Source organism: Arthrobacter sp. 05T45, from assembly GCF_056395875.1.
Window position 1 is genome coordinate 235,024 of sequence record NZ_JBFTKI010000002.1, and the last position, 17,218, is coordinate 252,241.

The window sequence follows — 17,218 nt, forward strand, 5'->3', positions numbered from 1 at the left end:
CTTTCCTAACTATTCCCGAAAATATCGTGATACGCCGTCGCCAGCCGCAACGGATCGTGGACCGGACGGCGACCAGACGCCCCCACTTTACCCAAGACCACCTCGGCACCGAGCATTCCTGCCGCCGCCTCGAAGTCGGGCAGGTTCTGCACCGACGCCGGGTCGGCCAGGATGACGTCGATCGTGAACTCCGGCGCGTATTCGCGCAGCACCCGGAGGTGGTCGGCGGCGGACATGCCGGCCGTCTCCTTGGTATCTGTGGCCAGGTTCATGGTCAGGCACCGGCGGGCAGCGGTGTTGGCGAGGGCCTCGCGCATCTCGGGCAGCAACAGGTGCGGCAGCACGGACGTGTACCAGGAGCCCGGCCCGAGGATCACCCAGTCGGCCAGCTCGATCGCCGTCAGCGCCTCGGTGCAGGCCGGAGCGTTCTCAGGCAAGAGCCGGACGTGCTCCAGGGACCCTGCCACCGCGCACTTGGCCTGGCCGGTGAGGGTCTGCAATGCCGTCGCGCCGTCCGGGGCGGTGACCCGGACCTGGCCCTCGATGGTCAGCGGGACGCTGGACATCGGCAGGACTTCGCCGCGCGCGCCGAGCAGGGCGCCGGCCCACTTCAGGCCTGCGACGGTGTCGCCCAGGAGCTCCCAGAGCGTGACGATCAGGAGGTTGCCCATCGCGTGCTCATCGAGGGAGCCGCCGCGGCCTTTGCCGGGGGCGAAGCGGTGCTGCATGACATCGCGCCACGTGCGGCCCCAGTCGGTGTCGTCGCACAGCGCGGACAGGGCCATCCGGAGATCACCGGGCGGCAGGACGCCGTACTCTTCGCGGAGCCGGCCGGAGGATCCGCCGTCGTCCGCGACCGTGACGACCGCGGTGAGTTCGGAGGTCAGCAGGCGCAGGGCCGACAGCGAGGCGGAGAGGCCGTGGCCGCCGCCGAGCGCGACGACGGAGGGGCCTTTGTCCTGCTGGCTGGCGAAGGCCGCGCTGGCGGGCGGGACAAGGGGCAGCGGGCCGGTCAGCAGCGCCATTACTCGCGGCCCAGGTCCCGGTGCGTCGTGGTCACCGTGACGCGGGGATACTGCGCCAGCCTCCGTGAGAGCTCGACGGCGACCGCCACGGAGCGGTGCTTGCCGCCGGTGCAGCCCACGGCGATGGTGGCGTAGTGCTTGTTCTCCCGGCGGTACCCGTCCAGGACAGGTTCAAGGGCCAGGACGTAGCGTTCCACGAAGTCGCTGACGCCCTGGGCCTCCAGCACGTAGTCGCTGACGTCCTTGTCCAGTCCGGTGTGCGGGCGCAACTGCGGCACCCAGTGCGGGTTGGGGATGAAGCGGGCATCGGCCACGAAGTTGGCGTCCACCGGCAGCCCGTACTTAAAGCCAAAGCTCATGACGTTCAGCCGCAGCGCCACCGGCCCGGTCTCGCTGAAGAGTTCGGTGATGGCGGTGGCGAGGCCATGGACGTTGAGGGAGGACGTGTCCAGGACGATGTCGGCGGTGTCCTTCAATTCACGGACCAGCTCGCGTTCGGCGGCAATGCCGTCGAGGATCCGGCCACCGCCCTGGAGCGGGTGGGGCCTGCGGCCCTGCTCGAAGCGGCGCACCAGGACGTCGTCGTTGGCGTCGAGGAACAGGACGCGGAAGCTCACGCCGGTGGCTTCCAGGGCGCGGAGCGCCGCGCGCATGTCGACGAACAGTTCCTTGCTCCGGACGTCCATCACGACGGCGAGCTTGGACATGGAGTGCGGCGTCCGGGACACCAGTTCGGCGAGCGTGCCGAGCATCTGCGGCGGCAGGTTTTCCACGACGTACCAGCCATGGTCCTCAAGGGCGTCCGAGGCGGTGCTGCGGCCGGCTCCCGACATTCCGGTCACCACGAGCAGTTCAGCCTCGACGGGTTTGACGGGTGTCATGCCGTCCGCATCCGTCTCGGATCCTGCCGTCGACTCTGCCATCAGTGAAGCCCCATCTCTGCCTGTGCGATTTGCTGTTGTCAGGTTTGCGCGCGGGCCGCGGTGATGCCGCTGCCGTGCCGTACCCAAGTCTTTACCCTAGCTAAGTTTGGCGGCACTAGCTAAGCGTCGAGGATTTCGCCGGTGGTCATGTTGACGCCAGGAACCGTGGCGGCTTCCTCGACTCCGCCGCCAGCGAAGTGCCGGACGATCGCGGCGGCCAGGGAGGGGCCAATCCCCTTGGCGCCGGTGAGTTCCTCCTGCGTCGCGGCTTTGATCCCCTTGACGGAGCCGAACTCCGCCAGGAGGGCCTTGCGCTTGGACTCGCCCAGACCGGGCACGCTGTCCAGGGCGGAGGCCGTCATGGCCTTGCCGCGCTTTTGCCGGTGGAAGGTGATGGCGAAGCGGTGGGCCTCATCGCGGATCCGCTGCAGCAGATACAGGCCGGCCGAGGCGCGCGGCAGGATCACCGGGAAATCGCTGTCCGGCAGCCACACCTCTTCGAGCCGTTTGGCGAGGCCGACCACATACACGTCCTCGATGCCGAGCTCTTCCAGCGCCCTTGCGGCGGCATTGACCTGCGGTTTGCCGCCGTCGACGACGACGAGGTTGGGCGGGTAGGCGAATTTGCTCCGCGGTGTTGGCGTCGTGGAGTCCGCGACCGCCGCGGCGGTTGCCGCGTCCAGGGCGGCCTGGTGCGCCGGTTTGGCCGCGGCCGCCGCCTGCTCGTCTTTTTCTTGAAGATAGTGCCGGAACCGGCGGGTCAGCACATCATGCATGGCCGCCGTGTCGTCAGTGGCCGCGGCGCCGGTCACGGCGAACTTCCGGTAGTCGGACTTTTTCGGCAGGCCGTCCTCGACCACCACCATGGAGCCGACCACGTTGGTGCCCTGGACGTGTGAGATGTCGAAGCACTCGATCCGCAGCAGCGCCACGGGAAGCTCGAGCGCTTCCTGGATTTCCTGCAGGGCCTGGGAGCGCATGGTGAGGTCGCCGGCGCGCCGGGATTTGTGAAGTTTGAGGGCGTGCTCCGCGTTTTCACGGACCGTGGACAGGAGGGCGGCCTTGTCTCCGCGCTGGGGAACGCGGATGTCCACCCGGGCCCCGCGCAGGCCGCTGAGCCATTGCGCGAGCTCCGGGGCGTTGCTGGGTTCGGCAGGCACCAGCACTTCCCGGGGCAACCTGCCCTGGAGCCCGGCTTCCTCGCCGTAGACCTGCTGGAGCAGGTGTTCGACCAGTTCCGGGGTGGTGGAGTCCTCGACCTTTTCCACCACCCAGCCGCGCTGGCCGCGGATCCGTCCGCCCCGGACGTGGAAGACCTGCACGGCGGCCTCGAGCTCGTCTTCGTGCAGGGCGAAGACGTCGGCGTCCGTGCCCTCGGCCAGGACGACGGCGTTACGTTCGAAGACCTTCTTAAGCGCCACGATGTCGTCCCGGAGCCGGGCCGCGCGTTCGTAGTCGAGCTCAGCAACTGCCGCGGCCATCTCCCGTTCCAGCCGGTTGACGAAGGGCTTGGCTTCGCCGCCCATGAACGTGCAGAAGTCCTCGGCCAGGGCGCGGTGGTCCGCGGCGGAGATCCGGCCGACGCACGGCGCGGAACATTTGTCGATGTAGCCGAGCAGGCAGGGCCGGCCGCTGGCTTCGGCGCGCTTCAGCACCCCGGCGCTGCAGCTGCGGACCGGGAACACCCGCAGCAGGGTGTCCATGGTGTCCCGGATCGCGCCGGCGGTGTAGGGGCCGAAGTACCGGGTCCCCTTGCGCCGGTCGCCGCGCAGCACCTGGACGCGCGGGTACTTCTCCCCCATCGTCACGGCGAGGTACGGGTAGCTTTTGTCGTCCCTGAACATCACGTTGAAGCGGGGCGTGAATTCTTTGATCCAGGTGTATTCCAGCTGCAGCGACTCGAGTTCGCTGCCCACCACGGTCCATTCGACGCTGCTGGCCGTGTGGACCATGGCATAGGTTTTGGGCATGAGCCCGGCGGGGTTGGCGAAGTAGGTGTTCAGCCGGGCACGGAGGTTCTTGGCCTTGCCGACGTAGATGACCCGGCCGTGCGGATCGCGGAAGCGGTACACGCCCGGATTGGTCGGAATTTCACCCGTCTGGGGTCGGTAACTCGCTGGATCTGCCACACATCAAGTCTACTGAGCCGCCGGCGGTGCCGTTGCACGTGCACCGCCGCATGCCCGGCGGATCCCGGGGGGCCGGGAGCCGCGCGCTATTCGGCCGACTTGCTCTGGTTGTAGCTGGTGGAGCGTTCCTGGCGGCTCAGGTCTGCGATTGCGTCCATGATGCGGTCCGTGACCTGGCGGCGGGCCGGCAGGGAATGGTCCGGTCCGGTTTTCTCGAAGTACAGCGGCTCGCCGACCTTCATGGTGAAGTGCTGCGGTTTGACGGACTTGCTGTCCGCGGGCTGCAAGTGTTCGGTGCCGATCAGGCCCACCGGGATTACGGGCGCGCCGGTGGTGAGGGCCAGCCAGCCGACGCCGGTGCGGCCGCGGTACAGGATGCCGTCGCGGGAGCGGGTGCCTTCGGGATAGATGCCCACGCCCTTGCCGGAGTCGAGGATGTCCAGCAGCGTTTTCAGCGCCTGGACGCTCGCCGCCTGCTCGCCGCGTTCCACCGGAATGGAGCCGACGGCCTCGAAGAAGGACTTCATGGCCTTGCCTTTGATGCCGCCGGTGGTGAAGTATTCAGCCTTCGCGAAGAAGGCCACGGGCCGCGGCATGAGGGCCTGGACGATCACGCTGTCCAGGAACGAGAGGTGGTTCGGGGCGACAATGAACGGCCCATCCTTGGGCACGTTTTCCAGGCCGATGACCGTGGGACGGCACGTGGTGGTTACAAGCCCCCGCGTGGTCCAGCGGATTGCGTCAAACATTGCCATCGGTGTGCACCTCGTTCAGGGCTGTGGTTCCCGGGCGTTCGGAGAGCCGGTTGATCGTCGCGTGAAGCGCCGTGGTGTTGTGCACGATCTCGACGGCACCGGCCGCGTGCAGTTCGCCGTCAGGCGCAAACCCCCAGCCTACGCCGATGCAGTCCAGTCCGTTCGCAGCGGCCCCGGCGACGTCCTGTGCCCGGTCCCCCACCATCACGGCCCGGCCGGCGGCCGCAGGGTCCGCGGCAGCGAGGTCCGAGAGCGCGGCGGCGACGATGCCGGCCTTACCTTCGGGAACGGAGCCGTCGGGAACGGAGCCGTCGGGGGCGGAGCCCGTTCCGGGGCTGGCGGCCTCGTCGGCGGCGGAGCCCCGGATGCTGTGGAAGAGTCCGGCGATGCCGTGGTGCGCCAGGACAGTGCGGGCAAGCCCTTCCGGCTTCTGGGTCGCGACGGCGATGGGCCGGCCCGCGGCGACGAAGTCCTCGAGGAGGCCGCGGATTCCCGGGTACAGCCTGCTCTGCGCGATTCCCGTGGATGCGTAGTGCGCGCGGTAGATGCGGATGGCGTCTTTCAGCTGTGCGGCCGGAACGCCGGCGATTTCCGTCAGGGAATGGCTGAGCTTGGGCCCAATCATGGCGTCCATCCGGGACTTGTCCGGAACCGGCAGGCCAAGCTCGGTGAGGGCCGCGGCGATACCGTCGGTTATACCCCCGGCGGGATCGACAAGAGTGCCGTCAAGGTCAAAGATTACGGGCACTGTTGTATGCGTCACCGGCTTAGTTTCTCATGAGTGTGCGGTTGCCAGAAATTCGCATGCTCCTTCAGGAATACATCAGGGACTACATCACGCGATACATCAGCGGATACATCCGGTGGAGACGTCCCTGCGGGCGGGGACGCGTGCGGCGGAGGCTTACCTGGCCCGCCGCACGGTCCCTGGCGGCCGGTGTTCAGGCGAGGAGCTCGGCGAGGAACGCGGCCGTGTGGCTCTCGCTCGACTTGGCCACCTGCTCGGGGGTGCCGGAGGCGACCACACGGCCGCCACCGGACCCGCCGTCGGGGCCAAGGTCCACGATCCAGTCGGCGCTCTTGATGACGTCGAGGTTGTGTTCGATCGTGATCACCGTGTTGCCCTTCTCCACGAGGCCCTGGAGCACCATGAGGAGCTTGCGGATGTCCTCGAAGTGCAGGCCCGTGGTGGGCTCGTCCAGGACGTAGACGCTGCGGCCGTTGGAGCGTTTCTGAAGCTCGGCTGCGAGCTTCACGCGCTGGGCCTCGCCGCCGGAGAGCGTGGTGGCGGGCTGGCCCAGCCGGACGTAGCCAAGGCCGACGTCGACGAGCGTGTTGAGGTGCCGTGCGATCGGCGAGAAGGCCGCGAAGAACTCGGCCCCTTCCTCGATGGGCATGTTCAGCACGTCCGCGATGGTCTTGCCCTTGTAGTGGACCTCCAGGGTTTCGCGGTTGTACCGGGCGCCGTGGCAGACCTCGCAGGGGACGTAGACGTCCGGCAGGAAGTTCATCTCGATCTTCAGGGTGCCGTCGCCGGAGCAGGCCTCGCAGCGGCCGCCCTTGACGTTGAAGGAGAACCGGCCCGGGAGGTAGCCGCGGACCTTGGCCTCGGTGGTCTCGGCGAAGAGCTTGCGGATGTTGTCGAACACGCCGGTGTAAGTGGCCGGGTTCGAGCGCGGGGTGCGGCCGATCGGGCTCTGGTCGACGTGCACCACCTTGTCCAGGTGTTCGAGGCCCTGGACGGACTTGTGCCTGCCGGCCACCTGCTTGGCGCCGTTGAGCTTGTTGGCGAGCACCTTGTAGAGGATCTCGTTGACCAGGGTGGACTTGCCCGAGCCGCTGACGCCGGTGACGGCGGTGAAGAGGCCCAGCGGGAAACTGGCGTCGATGTTCAGGAGGTTGTTCTCCTTCGCCCCGACCACCTTGAGCTCGCGCTTCTTGTCGTATTTGCGCCGCTTCTTCGGGATCTCGATTTTCCGCCGGCCGGAGAGGTAGTCGCCGGTGAGCGAATCCGTGTTTTCCAGCAGCTCTTGGTAGGACCCGGAATGGACCACCATGCCGCCGTGCTCGCCGGCGCCCGGTCCGATGTCCACCACCCAGTCGGCCTCGTGGATGGTGTCCTCGTCATGCTCCACGACGATCAGGGTGTTGCCGAGGTCCCGGAGCCGGGTGAGTGTCTCGATCAGGCGGCGGTTGTCCCGCTGGTGCAGGCCAATCGAGGGCTCGTCGAGGACGTACAGCACGCCCACGAGGCCGGAGCCGATCTGGGTGGCCAAACGGATGCGCTGGGCTTCGCCGCCGGACAGGGTGCCGGAGGGCCGCTCCAGGTTCAGGTACTCGAGTCCGACGTCGAGGAGGAAGGTCAGGCGGGCCTGGATCTCCTTGAGGACCTGGTGGGCGATCTGGGCCTCGCGGCCGGTGAGGACGAGGTTTTCGAGGAAGTCGGCGCATTCCCGCATGGGCAGCGCGGCGACCTCGGCGATTGACTTGCCGTTGATCAGCACCGAGAGCGACGCAGGGTTCAGCCGGGCACCGTTGCAGGCCGGGCACGGGACCTGGCGCATGTATTCCTCGTAGCGGTCGCGCGCATAGTCGGAATCGGTCTCGCCATGCTTGCGGTGGACGTACTGCACGACGCCCTCAAAACCGGTGCTGTACTTGCGTTCCCGGCCGAAGCGGTTGCGGTATTGCACCACCACCTTGTGGTCCTTGCCGTGCAGGACGGTCTGCCGGACGTCGGTGTCGAGCTTCTCCCACGCCGTCGTCATGGAGAAGCCGAGTTCCTCGGCGAGACCGGCCAGCAGCCGGTTCCAGTACTCCGTGGTGGCGGTGCCCAGGGACCACGGCGCAATGGCCCCCTCGGAGAGCGAGAGCTCGGGGTTGGGGATGAGGAGTTCCTCGTCGACCTCCAGCTTGGTGCCGATGCCGCTGCACGCGCTGCAGGCGCCGAAAGGGTTGTTGAATGAGAAGGAGCGGGGCTCGATCTCGTCGATCGCCAGGGGGTGCTCGTTGGGGCAGGCGAGGTGTTCTGAGAACGCCCTGATCCGCTCGGGATCGTCTGCTTCGAGGTCGACGAATTCGGCCAATATGCGGCCCTCCGCCAGTCCGAGGGCGGTTTCGACCGAGTCGGTCAGGCGCTGGCTGATACCTTCCTTGACCACGAGGCGGTCCACCACCACTTCGATGGTGTGCTTGAACTGCTTGCCCAGCTTCGGCGGATCACTCAGGTGGACGAGCTCGCCGTCCACCCGGGCCCGCGAGTAGCCCTTGGCGGTGAGTTCCTTGAAGAGGTCCACGAATTCGCCCTTGCGGCCGCGGACCACGGGTGCCAGCACCTGGAAGCGGGTGCCGTCCGGGAGCTCGAGCAGCTGGTCGACGATCTGCTGCGGGGTCTGCTTGGTCACGGGCTCCCCGCAGACGGGGCAGTGCGGCCGGCCCACACGGGCCCAGAGCAGGCGCATGTAGTCGTAAATCTCGGTGATGGTGCCCACGGTCGAGCGAGGGTTCTTGGACGTGGACTTCTGGTCGATGGACACCGCCGGCGAGAGGCCCTCGATGAAGTCGACGTCGGGCTTGTCCACCTGGCCCAGGAACTGCCGGGCGTAGGCGGAGAGGGATTCGACGTAGCGGCGCTGGCCCTCGGCGAAGATGGTGTCGAACGCGAGGGAGGACTTCCCGGAGCCGGACAGGCCGGTGAACACGATCATGGCATCGCGCGGCAGGTCCAGGTCCACGTTGCGCAGGTTGTGCTCGCGGGCGCCCTTGACGACGAGGCGCGTCATGTCCGGACGCTTCAGGACGGGGCGGGACGGGGCCGCATCCCGGACTGCCAGCGGCTCGACGGCGGAATGGACTTCAACGGCTGGATCTTCAGCTACAGCTTTAGGCACGAATCTAATGCTAATCGAAAACTTCTTCGAAAAACTATTCCGCGCGCCACGGGCGGCGCCGGATGTGCTATTGGCGGTCGTAGGCGGCGGCCAGCAGCTGCACGGCCTCGGCGAAACTGGCGCCCTGGGCTTTGGCGGCCGCGGCGAACTCGGCGGCGGCGGCGGACAGCGAACTCCAGGCGGCATCGCGGGCACACACAACGGTCCCGTTTCGGCCCTTCGTCACTACGACGCCGGCGGCCTCGAGTTCCTTGTAGGCCCGCGCCACGGTGTGCGGGGCCACGCCCAGTTCGCCGGCGAGGCTCCGCACGGCCGGAAGCCTGGTGCCCGGCGCGAGTGTGCCGTTGTCGGCGCGTTCGATCACGTAGAGCCGCAGCTGTTCGAAGAGCGGGACGGAGCTGGCCGGATTGGTCCGCCAGGATCCGGGAAAACGCTCCCCCACGGCGTCCGCGGGGCTCACTGTTCGGCCTCCTGGACGGCCGGGACCTGTTCGCGGCCGGCGAACTGGGCCTCGTACAAATCCTTGTAGAGCCCCTGCCGGGCCACCAGCTGCTGGTGGGTGCCGTGTTCAACGATTCGTCCGTGGTCCATGACGAGAATTAGATCAGCGTCCCGGACCGTGGACAAACGGTGCGCGATCACGAAGCTCGTGTGACCGGCCCGCAGCTGCTCCATAGCATGGCGGATCTGCACCTCAGTGCGGCTGTCGACGGAGCTCGTCGCCTCATCCAGCACCATGATGCTGCGCCCGGCGAGCTGCGCCCGTGCGATCGAGACGAGCTGGCGCTGGCCCCGGCTCAGGGAGTCGCCGTCGTTGCCGAGCATCGTGGCGTAGCCGGCCGGCAGGGACCGGACAAACTGGTCCACGTGGCTGGCGTGGGCCGCCGCAACGATATCGGCTTCGGCGGCGCCGGGCCGGCCGTATTCGATGTTCTCCCGGATGCTGCCGGTAAACAGCCAGGCATCCTGCAGGACGATTCCGAAGGCGCGCCGCAGCTCGTCCCGCGGGATGGTGGCGATGTCCGTCGAGTCCACCAGGATCCGGCCGGAGTCGAGTTCGTAGAAGCGCATCAGGAGGTTGACCACGGTGGTCTTGCCGGCACCGGTGTGTCCCACGATCGCCACGGTCTGTCCCGGGTCCACCGTGAAGGAGAGGTCCTTCACCACGGGGGTGCCGGGGCTGTAGCTGAAGCTGACGTGCTCGAACGTGACCCGGCCCGCCACTGCGCTGGGATCCAGCAGGTCGCCGGGCGTGCCCGGGGCAGGGGCTTTGCGTCCGTTGGAGGATTTGCGCGGGACATGGAGCTTTCGCGCGGCCGTGAAGCCTTGCAGCTTGCCGGCGCCGTTCGCCGAAACGGCCGGCACGGCGCTGTCCGCAGGGATCTCCGGGGCGTCCAGCAGCTCAAACACCCGCTCCGCCGAGGCCAGGCAGGACTGCACGAGAGTCAGCATGCCGCCGATCTGGCTCACCGGCTGGCTAAAGAGACGGGAGAACTGGACAAAGGCCTGGATGCCGCCGATCGTCAAGAGCCCCGCGGTGACCTGCAGCGCCCCCACAACAGCAATTGCGATGTAGTTGAGGTTGGCGACAAACACCAGCAGCGGCTGCACGATGCCGGACAAATACTGGGCGCGGGTGCTCGATCGGGTGAGCTTCTCGTTGCGCTCCCGGAAGCTCGCCGCCGACTCTTCCTGCCGGCCGAAGGCCTTGACCACTTCATGCCCGGTGAAGAACTCTTCGAGTTGGGCAGTCAGCGCCCCCGTGCTGCTCCACTGCTCCTTGAAGTGCGCCTGGGAGTGCCGGGCCACGAGCACGGTGATCATCGTGGACACGGGCACCGAGAGGATCGCGATCAGCGCCAGCAGCGGCGAGAGCCACAGCATCATGGCGAGAGCGGCCGAGAGCATCAGGACGGCCATGATCAGCTGGTTGAGGAGCTGGTTGAGCGCCTGGGAGATATTGTCGACGTCGTTCGTGGCCCGGCTGAGCACGTCGCCGCGGCGCTGCTCCTCGAAATGGCTGGACGGCAGCACATGGAGTTTTTGTTCCACGGAGCCGCGGAGGCCGTAGCTGAGGCGCTGCACCGCGGTGGCGGTCAGGCTGCCCTGGATCCAGCTGAACAGCGACGCCCCGACGTACATGGCCGAAACGGCCAGTAGCCGCTCGGCCAGCTGTTGCTCGTCGAGGGAGCCGCCCAGGAAGCCGTCGACGACGACGTCGGTGGCGTCGCCCAGCACCTTGGGCGCCGCCACGTTGAGTGTCACGAACGCGCAGGTCGCGGCGATGACGCCGGCCATCCGCCACTTCAGCGGCAACAGCAGGCCAAGCAGCCGGGCGGCGGTGTGCCATTTGATGCGCTCCGGCACGCCGGGTCCCGCAACGGTCCCGGCGCGGTGTGCCCGCGCGCGGCTCACGGGGCTTCCTCCAGCACCAGCTGGGACGCGGCAATTTCCTGGTAGCTGGGCGAGGACTCCATGAGTTCGCTGTGCGTGCCCTGCGCGACCACCCGGCCGCCCTCCAGGACGAGGATCAGCCCGGCGTCCACGATTGTTGACACCCGCTCGGCCACGATCAGCACGGTCGCCGAGCGCAGCAGCGGCTCGATCGCCGCCCGGAGCCTGATGTCGGTGCCGTAGTCCAGAGCCGAGAAACTGTCGTCGAAGAGGTAGGCGGGGGCCCGCTTGAGCAGGGCCCGCGCGATGCACAGGCGCTGCCGTTCGCCGCCGGAGAAGTTGGTGCCGCCCTGGCTTACGGGCGTGTCGAGCCCGAGCGGCAGGGCGCGGACAAAGTCGGCGGCCTGGGCAGCTTCAAGCGCCTGCCATATTTCGGGCTCGCTCGCGGCGGGCGCCCCGAACCGGAGGTTCCCCGCGACCGTGTCCGCGAACAGGTAGGACTGCTGCGGGACTATTGCGATCAGGCCGCGCAGGTCGTCCAGGGGCATCGCCCGCACGTTCTCCCCGCCGATGCTGATCTCTCCGGCCGTCGCGTCGAGGAAACGCGGCAGCAGGTTCAGGAGTGTCGTCTTGCCGCTGCCGGTCGCGCCGATGATCGCCGTCGTGGTACCGGCCCTGGCGGTGAAGGAGACGCCGTCCAGCACGGGTGCTTCGGCGCCGGGGTAAGCGAAGGACACGTTCCGGAACTCGACAGCGCCGGAGCGGCCCGGGGCGCCGGCGACGGCGGGCGCACCGGCGGTGCCCGCCGCACTGGCCCCGCCGGCCGGAATGGTGGCAGCGGTGGCCCCGGCGGGAACGGCCGGATCCGCGATGGCCGGTTCCGTGTCCAGCACCTCGCGGATCCGTTCCGCGCAGGCCGCCGCCCGGGGGGCGGTCATGAAGACGTACATCGCCATCATGATGGCAATCAGGATCTGCAGGATGTAGGCGATGAACGCCGTCAGCGCCCCCAGCCGCATTTCGCCGGCGTCGATGCGATGGCCGCCGAACCACACCACGAACACGGAGGAGATGTTGACCACGAACATGATCATCGGCATCATCGCCGCCACCAGGAGGGCGGATTGCAGATTGTTCCGGGTGAGGTCCTTGTTGGCTTCATCGAACCGGCGGACCTCGTGGTCCTGCCGGACAAAGCCGCGGATGACATTCGCGCCGATGATCTGCTCCCGCAGCACCCGGCCGATCCGGTCCAGAAGGCCCTGGCCCTGGCGGTACAGGGGAATCAGGCGGCGGACGATCACCGTCATGATCACCGTCAGGACCGGGATCACCACAACCACAATCCAGGACAGCACCACGTCCTGGTGCACGGCCAGCACGATGCCGCCGATGAAGATCGCCGGTGCGGCAATCAGCATGATGAACACCAGGACGGCGAGGTTTTGGATCTGGGCGACGTCGTTGGTGGCACGGGTCACGAGGCTGGGCGCACCGAAAAGGCCCACCTCCTGGGAGGAGAAGGACTGCACCTTCGCGAAGAGCTCCCCGCGCAGCTGGCCGCCAATCTCCATGGCGACCACGGCGCCCAGATATCCGGCCGCGACGGCCGTGATCACCTGGACGGCAGCGATTCCGGCCATCCAGGCCCCGAGGTGGAGGATCTCCCCGGTGTCCCCGCCGATGATGCCGTCGTCGATGATCGCGGCATTCAGGGTGGGCAGGAGCAGGTTGGCGGTGGCTTGCACGAGCTGCAGCACAACGATGGCCAGCACGGTCCCTTTATGCGCGGACAACAGCCGCGACATCAGGCCTATAAGCACTGAACCTCCATTACTAGCCCAGGGCCCGGAATGGTGATCAGCCTAACGGCCGCCCCACACCGCCACGTCATTGTAAGCCCCATTCCGGAGTGCTTCGTGTCATGCGGCTGACACGCCGCCTACCCGGTCTTCTGCGCCACCGCGAACGTGCGGCGGAACGGGAAGACCGTCCCGTGCCGGCCTGCCGGATATGCGTCGTCCAGCCGTGCCGAATACTCGGCCTCGAACTCCCTGGCCTCGTCGTCGGGGAGGGCCGCGAGGACCGGCCTGAGTCCGGTTCCGCGGACCCACTCCAAAACGGGGTTGGCGCCTGGGAGCAGCTGAAGGTACGTGGTCTCCCAGGCGTCGGCGGCACAACCGGCGTCGAGCATGATCTCCAGATATTCCGCTGCCTCCCCCACCACGTCGTCGTGGCGGAGCACCCCGGCGAGCCGCCCCGCCCAGGCCGGAGAATCGGCCAGCTCCCGCATCAGGGTGTGCGACGGTGCATTGAAGTTCCCCGGCACTTGCAGCGCGAACCAGGCGCCCGGTTTGAGGGCATCGAGCCATAGGGGCAGGAGCTTTCGGTGGCCGGGCACCCACTGCAGGGCCGCGTTGGTGACCACCACGTCCGTGTCCCCGGACGGCAGCCAGTGCTCAATGTCGGCCAGCTCGTAGGAAAGATTGGCCGCCGCGGCTGCGTGGTCCTTGGAAGTGGCCAGCATTTCCGGCGACGAATCCAGACCCACCACCTGCGCGCCCGGCCAGCGGTCCGCGAGCGTCGCGGTCAGGTTGCCGGGACCGCAGCCGAGGTCCACCACGTGCCGCGGGGCTTCGGCGTGAATCCGACCGGTCAGATCAAAAAATGGTCTGTCCCGGTAGTCCCCGAACTGCACATATTTCTCCGGATCCCACTTCATGGCTGCCTCCAGTTCCCGGCACGTTGTCCTAACCGAAGCCTAGTCCCGGCCCGTGGGCCAGCCAAGGAAGCACGCCTGCGCTGCGGGCGGCTCACGGCGCGCGCCCGCACTGCGTGCGGTGCCGCGGCTACCACGCGGGCACTAAGCTGGACAGCAATGAAACTCGTTGATCAGCTCCCCGCCCCGGCCGCCCGTATCCCCGGCAGGACGGGCCTGGACCCGGACGAGCTCTACACCCGGTTTGTCGAGTGGACCGAGACCCGCGGCCTGGCCCTGTACACCGCCCAGGACGAGGCCATCATGGAGCTGGCCACCGGCTCAAACGTCATCCTGGCCACCCCGACCGGGTCCGGGAAATCCCTCGTGGCCATTGCCGCGCACTTCCAGGCCATGGCCCGCGGGCAGCGGAGCTACTACACCGCCCCGATCAAGGCCCTCGTCTCGGAAAAGTTCTTCGCCCTCTGTGAGATCTTCGGCGCCGACAACGTCGGCATGATCACCGGCGACTCCGGCGTGAACCAGGACGCCCCAATCATCTGCTGCACGGCCGAGATCCTGGCCAACATCGCCCTGCGTGAAGGTTCTGCGGCGCAGCTCGGCGCCGTGATCATGGACGAGTTCCACTTCTACTCGGACCCGCAGCGCGGCTGGGCGTGGCAGGTGCCGCTGCTTGAACTGCCCCAGGCGCAGTTCCTGCTGATGTCGGCGACGCTCGGCGATGTCAGCCGGTTCGAGGACGGCCTCAGCGACCTGACCGGCCGCACGACGACGACCGTCAGTTCCGCGGAACGCCCCATCCCGCTGCACTACTACTACGAGCAGACTCCGGTCCACGAGACGCTGGAGGAGCTGCTCGCCACCAAGCAGGTCCCGGTCTACGTGGTCCACTTCAGCCAGGTCGAGGCGATCGACCGGGCCCAAAACCTGATGAGCATCAACGTCTGCACCCGCGAGGAAAAAGACAAGATCGCCGAGCTCATTGCGGGGTTCCGCTTCGCCGCAGGCTTCGGCAAGACCCTTAACCGCCTGGTCCGGCACGGGATCGGCGTTCACCACGCCGGCATGCTGCCGAAGTACCGCCGGCTGGTCGAACAGCTTGCCCAGGCCGGTCTGCTGAAGGTCATCTGTGGCACGGATACGCTCGGGGTGGGCATCAACGTGCCCATCCGCACCGTGCTGCTGACGGCACTGAGCAAATACGACGGCGTCCGCACCCGTCTGCTGAACTCCCGTGAGTTCCACCAGATCGCCGGGCGCGCCGGCCGCGCCGGCTATGACACCGCAGGAACCGTGGTGGTCCAGGCCCCGGAGCACGTGACGGAAAACGTGAAGGCGATGGCCAAGGCCACGGCCAAGTTCGGCGACGACCAGAAGAAGCTGCGACAGGTGGTCAAGAAGAAGCCCCCGGAAGGCTTCGTGTCCTGGGGCGAACCGACGTACAAGCGGCTGGTCGAGTCCGTTCCGGATCCGCTGACGTCGAGTTTCACCGTGACGCATGCGATGCTGATGAACCTGATGGAACGCCCCGGCGACCCGTTCCAGGCCGCCCGCCGCCTCCTCACCGAAAACCACGAGACCCGTCCGGCCCAGCTGCGGCTCATGAAGAAGGCCCTGGGAATCTACCGCGAGCTGCTCGCGGCCGGCGTCGTGGAGCGGATCCCGGCCGGGGAGCAGGGTGCTGACGGCCGCACGGTCCGGCTCACGGTCCATCTGCAGGCAAACTTTGCCCTCAACCAGCCGCTGTCCCCGTTCGCGCTGGCGGCGCTGGAGCTGCTGGACCCGGAGTCGCCGTCGTACGCCCTGGACGTGGTGTCGGTGATCGAGGCGACCCTGGAGAAGCCGCGGCAGATCCTCTCGGCACAGCAGAAGAAGGCGCGCGGCGAGGCGATCGCGGCGATGAAGGCCGACGGCATCGAGTACGACCAGCGGATGGCGATGCTCGAGGAGGTCACCTACCCGCAGCCGCTCGCCGGGATCCTCGGCGAGGCGTTCGACGTCTACCGCAAGGCCGCGCCCTGGGTCGGCGACTTCGAGCTCGCGCCCAAGTCCGTGGTCCGGGACATGTACGAGCGTGCCATGAACTTCGGCGAGTTCGTCCAGTTCTACGGCCTCGCCCGCTCGGAGGGGATCGTGCTGCGCTACCTCGCCGACGGTTTCAAGGCGCTCCGGCAGACGGTCCCGCAGGATGCCCTCCGTGAGGACCTCGAGGACCTCATCGCCTGGCTGGGCGAACTGGTCCGGCAGGTGGACTCCAGCCTGCTGGACGAATGGGAAGAGCTCACATCCGGCGCGGCGCCCACACCGCACGACGCTCCGCCGCCCCCGCCGCCGTCGCTGACCTCCAACATCCGGGCCTTCCGGGTGATGGTGCGCAACGAGATGTTCCGCCGCGTGGAGCTGTTCGCCGATGAGGCCGCCACCGCCCTGGGCGAGCTCGACGCCGGCTCCGGCTGGGACGCCGAGCGCTGGGAAGATGCCCTCGATGACTACTTTGATGAGCACAACGACATCGGCACCGGACCGGACGCCCGCGGTCCCGGGCTGCTGATCATCACCGAGGAACCCGGGGTGTGGAAGGTGCGGCAGATCTTCGATGACCCCGCCCGCAACCACGACTGGGGCATCTCCGCCGACGTGGACCTGGCGGCCTCGGACGAGTCCGGGACCGCCGTCGTCCGCGTCACGGACGTCAACCGGCTCTAGGCGGGACGGCACGGGGGCTGGTCGGCACAGGGGCGGGACGGCACAGGGGCGGGACGCAGGGCCTGGGCCGGCGCCGTCGCACCAGCCGGGGCCTTCGCGCCGCGGGTAAACTCGGACAATGAGTGTAATCCGGCCTGCCACGGCGCATGACGTCCCTGCCATCCTGCAGATGATCCACGACCTCGCCCTCTACGAGAAGGAACCGGACGCCGTCCGGAACACCCCCGAGATGCTCACCGAGGTCCTTTTCGGCGAGCATCCCAAGGTCTTCGCCACCATGGCGGAGAACTCCGCGGGCGAGGTCCGCGGCTTCGCCCTCTGGTTCCTGAACTACTCCACGTGGGAGGGCGTCCACGGGATCTACCTCGAGGACCTCTACGTCCGGCCGGAGGCCCGCGGCGAGGGCCACGGCAAGGCGCTGCTGCAGCACCTGGCAGCGACCGCCGTCGACCGGGGCTACGCGCGCGTCGAATGGAGTGTCCTGGACTGGAACGAGCCCTCCATCAACTTCTACAAGAACCTCGGCGCCCTGCCGATGGAGGAATGGTCCACCTTCCGCCTCACCGGAGCGGCGCTGACGGCCTTCGGCAGCCGCCCGGCAGTTGCCGGCGCCGGCTCCCCTGCCGGCTCCAGCTCCGGTTCCCGCGAGGCGGCCACCCGTGGCTGATCTCCCAATG

12 protein-coding genes are annotated in these 17,218 nt (G+C 67.9%); 2 read left to right on the forward strand and 10 right to left on the reverse strand.

From position 1 onward, the window contains the following. Positions 1-5: 5 nt before the first annotated feature. The 10 genes from AC1DGD_RS03770 to AC1DGD_RS03815 form a co-directional block, all read right to left on the reverse strand. A complete protein-coding gene (locus AC1DGD_RS03770; protein WP_028276839.1) occupies positions 6-1,025 on the reverse strand; it encodes a gluconeogenesis factor YvcK family protein in 1,020 nt (339 codons plus the stop codon). Next, positions 1,025-1,948, reverse strand: coding sequence for an RNase adapter RapZ (rapZ, locus tag AC1DGD_RS03775; RefSeq protein WP_018773001.1), 924 nt, complete (start codon positions 1,946-1,948; stop codon positions 1,025-1,027). Before rapZ ends, AC1DGD_RS03770 begins: the two co-directional genes overlap by 1 nt. A 119-nt stretch (positions 1,949-2,067) precedes the next feature. Then, positions 2,068-4,077 (reverse strand): excinuclease ABC subunit UvrC, encoded by a 2,010-nt coding sequence (uvrC, locus tag AC1DGD_RS03780; protein ID WP_476855936.1) that lies wholly within the window; start codon positions 4,075-4,077, stop codon positions 2,068-2,070. An 86-nt stretch (positions 4,078-4,163) separates the two neighbouring features. Then, entirely contained in the window at positions 4,164-4,832 is a 669-nt protein-coding gene (locus tag AC1DGD_RS03785; protein WP_476855937.1) for a lysophospholipid acyltransferase family protein, read from the reverse strand. Further along, positions 4,819-5,595 (reverse strand): HAD hydrolase-like protein, encoded by a 777-nt coding sequence (locus AC1DGD_RS03790; protein ID WP_476855938.1) that lies wholly within the window; start codon positions 5,593-5,595, stop codon positions 4,819-4,821. Before AC1DGD_RS03790 ends, AC1DGD_RS03785 begins: the two co-directional genes overlap by 14 nt. A 178-nt stretch (positions 5,596-5,773) precedes the next feature. Next, on the reverse strand, positions 5,774-8,722 hold the full coding sequence (uvrA, locus tag AC1DGD_RS03795) for an excinuclease ABC subunit UvrA (protein WP_476855939.1): 2,949 nt from the start codon (positions 8,720-8,722) through the stop codon (positions 5,774-5,776). A gap of 67 nt (positions 8,723-8,789) precedes the next feature. Then, a complete protein-coding gene (locus AC1DGD_RS03800) occupies positions 8,790-9,182 on the reverse strand; it encodes a GntR family transcriptional regulator (RefSeq protein ID WP_476849612.1) in 393 nt (130 codons plus the stop codon). Then, positions 9,179-11,020, reverse strand: a complete 1,842-nt coding sequence (locus AC1DGD_RS03805; protein WP_476856041.1) for an ABC transporter ATP-binding protein — start codon at positions 11,018-11,020, stop codon at positions 9,179-9,181. Before AC1DGD_RS03805 ends, AC1DGD_RS03800 begins: the two co-directional genes overlap by 4 nt. Positions 11,021-11,133: 113 nt before the next feature. Then, positions 11,134-12,924 (reverse strand): ABC transporter ATP-binding protein, encoded by a 1,791-nt coding sequence (locus AC1DGD_RS03810; protein WP_476856042.1) that lies wholly within the window; start codon positions 12,922-12,924, stop codon positions 11,134-11,136. Positions 12,925-13,058: 134 nt separating this feature from the next. Then, positions 13,059-13,838 carry a trans-aconitate 2-methyltransferase gene (locus AC1DGD_RS03815; RefSeq protein WP_079549556.1) on the reverse strand — a complete coding sequence of 260 codons (780 nt, stop codon included), beginning with the start codon at positions 13,836-13,838 and terminating at the stop codon, positions 13,059-13,061. Positions 13,839-13,994: 156 nt separating this feature from the next. Between AC1DGD_RS03815 and AC1DGD_RS03820 the strand changes: the two genes are divergently transcribed. Further along, entirely contained in the window at positions 13,995-16,541 is a 2,547-nt protein-coding gene (locus tag AC1DGD_RS03820) for a DEAD/DEAH box helicase (protein ID WP_476855940.1), read from the forward strand. A gap of 118 nt (positions 16,542-16,659) precedes the next feature. Next, positions 16,660-17,208, forward strand: coding sequence for an N-acetyltransferase family protein (locus AC1DGD_RS03825; RefSeq protein WP_476855941.1), 549 nt, complete (start codon positions 16,660-16,662; stop codon positions 17,206-17,208). Positions 17,209-17,218: the final 10 nt, after the last annotated feature.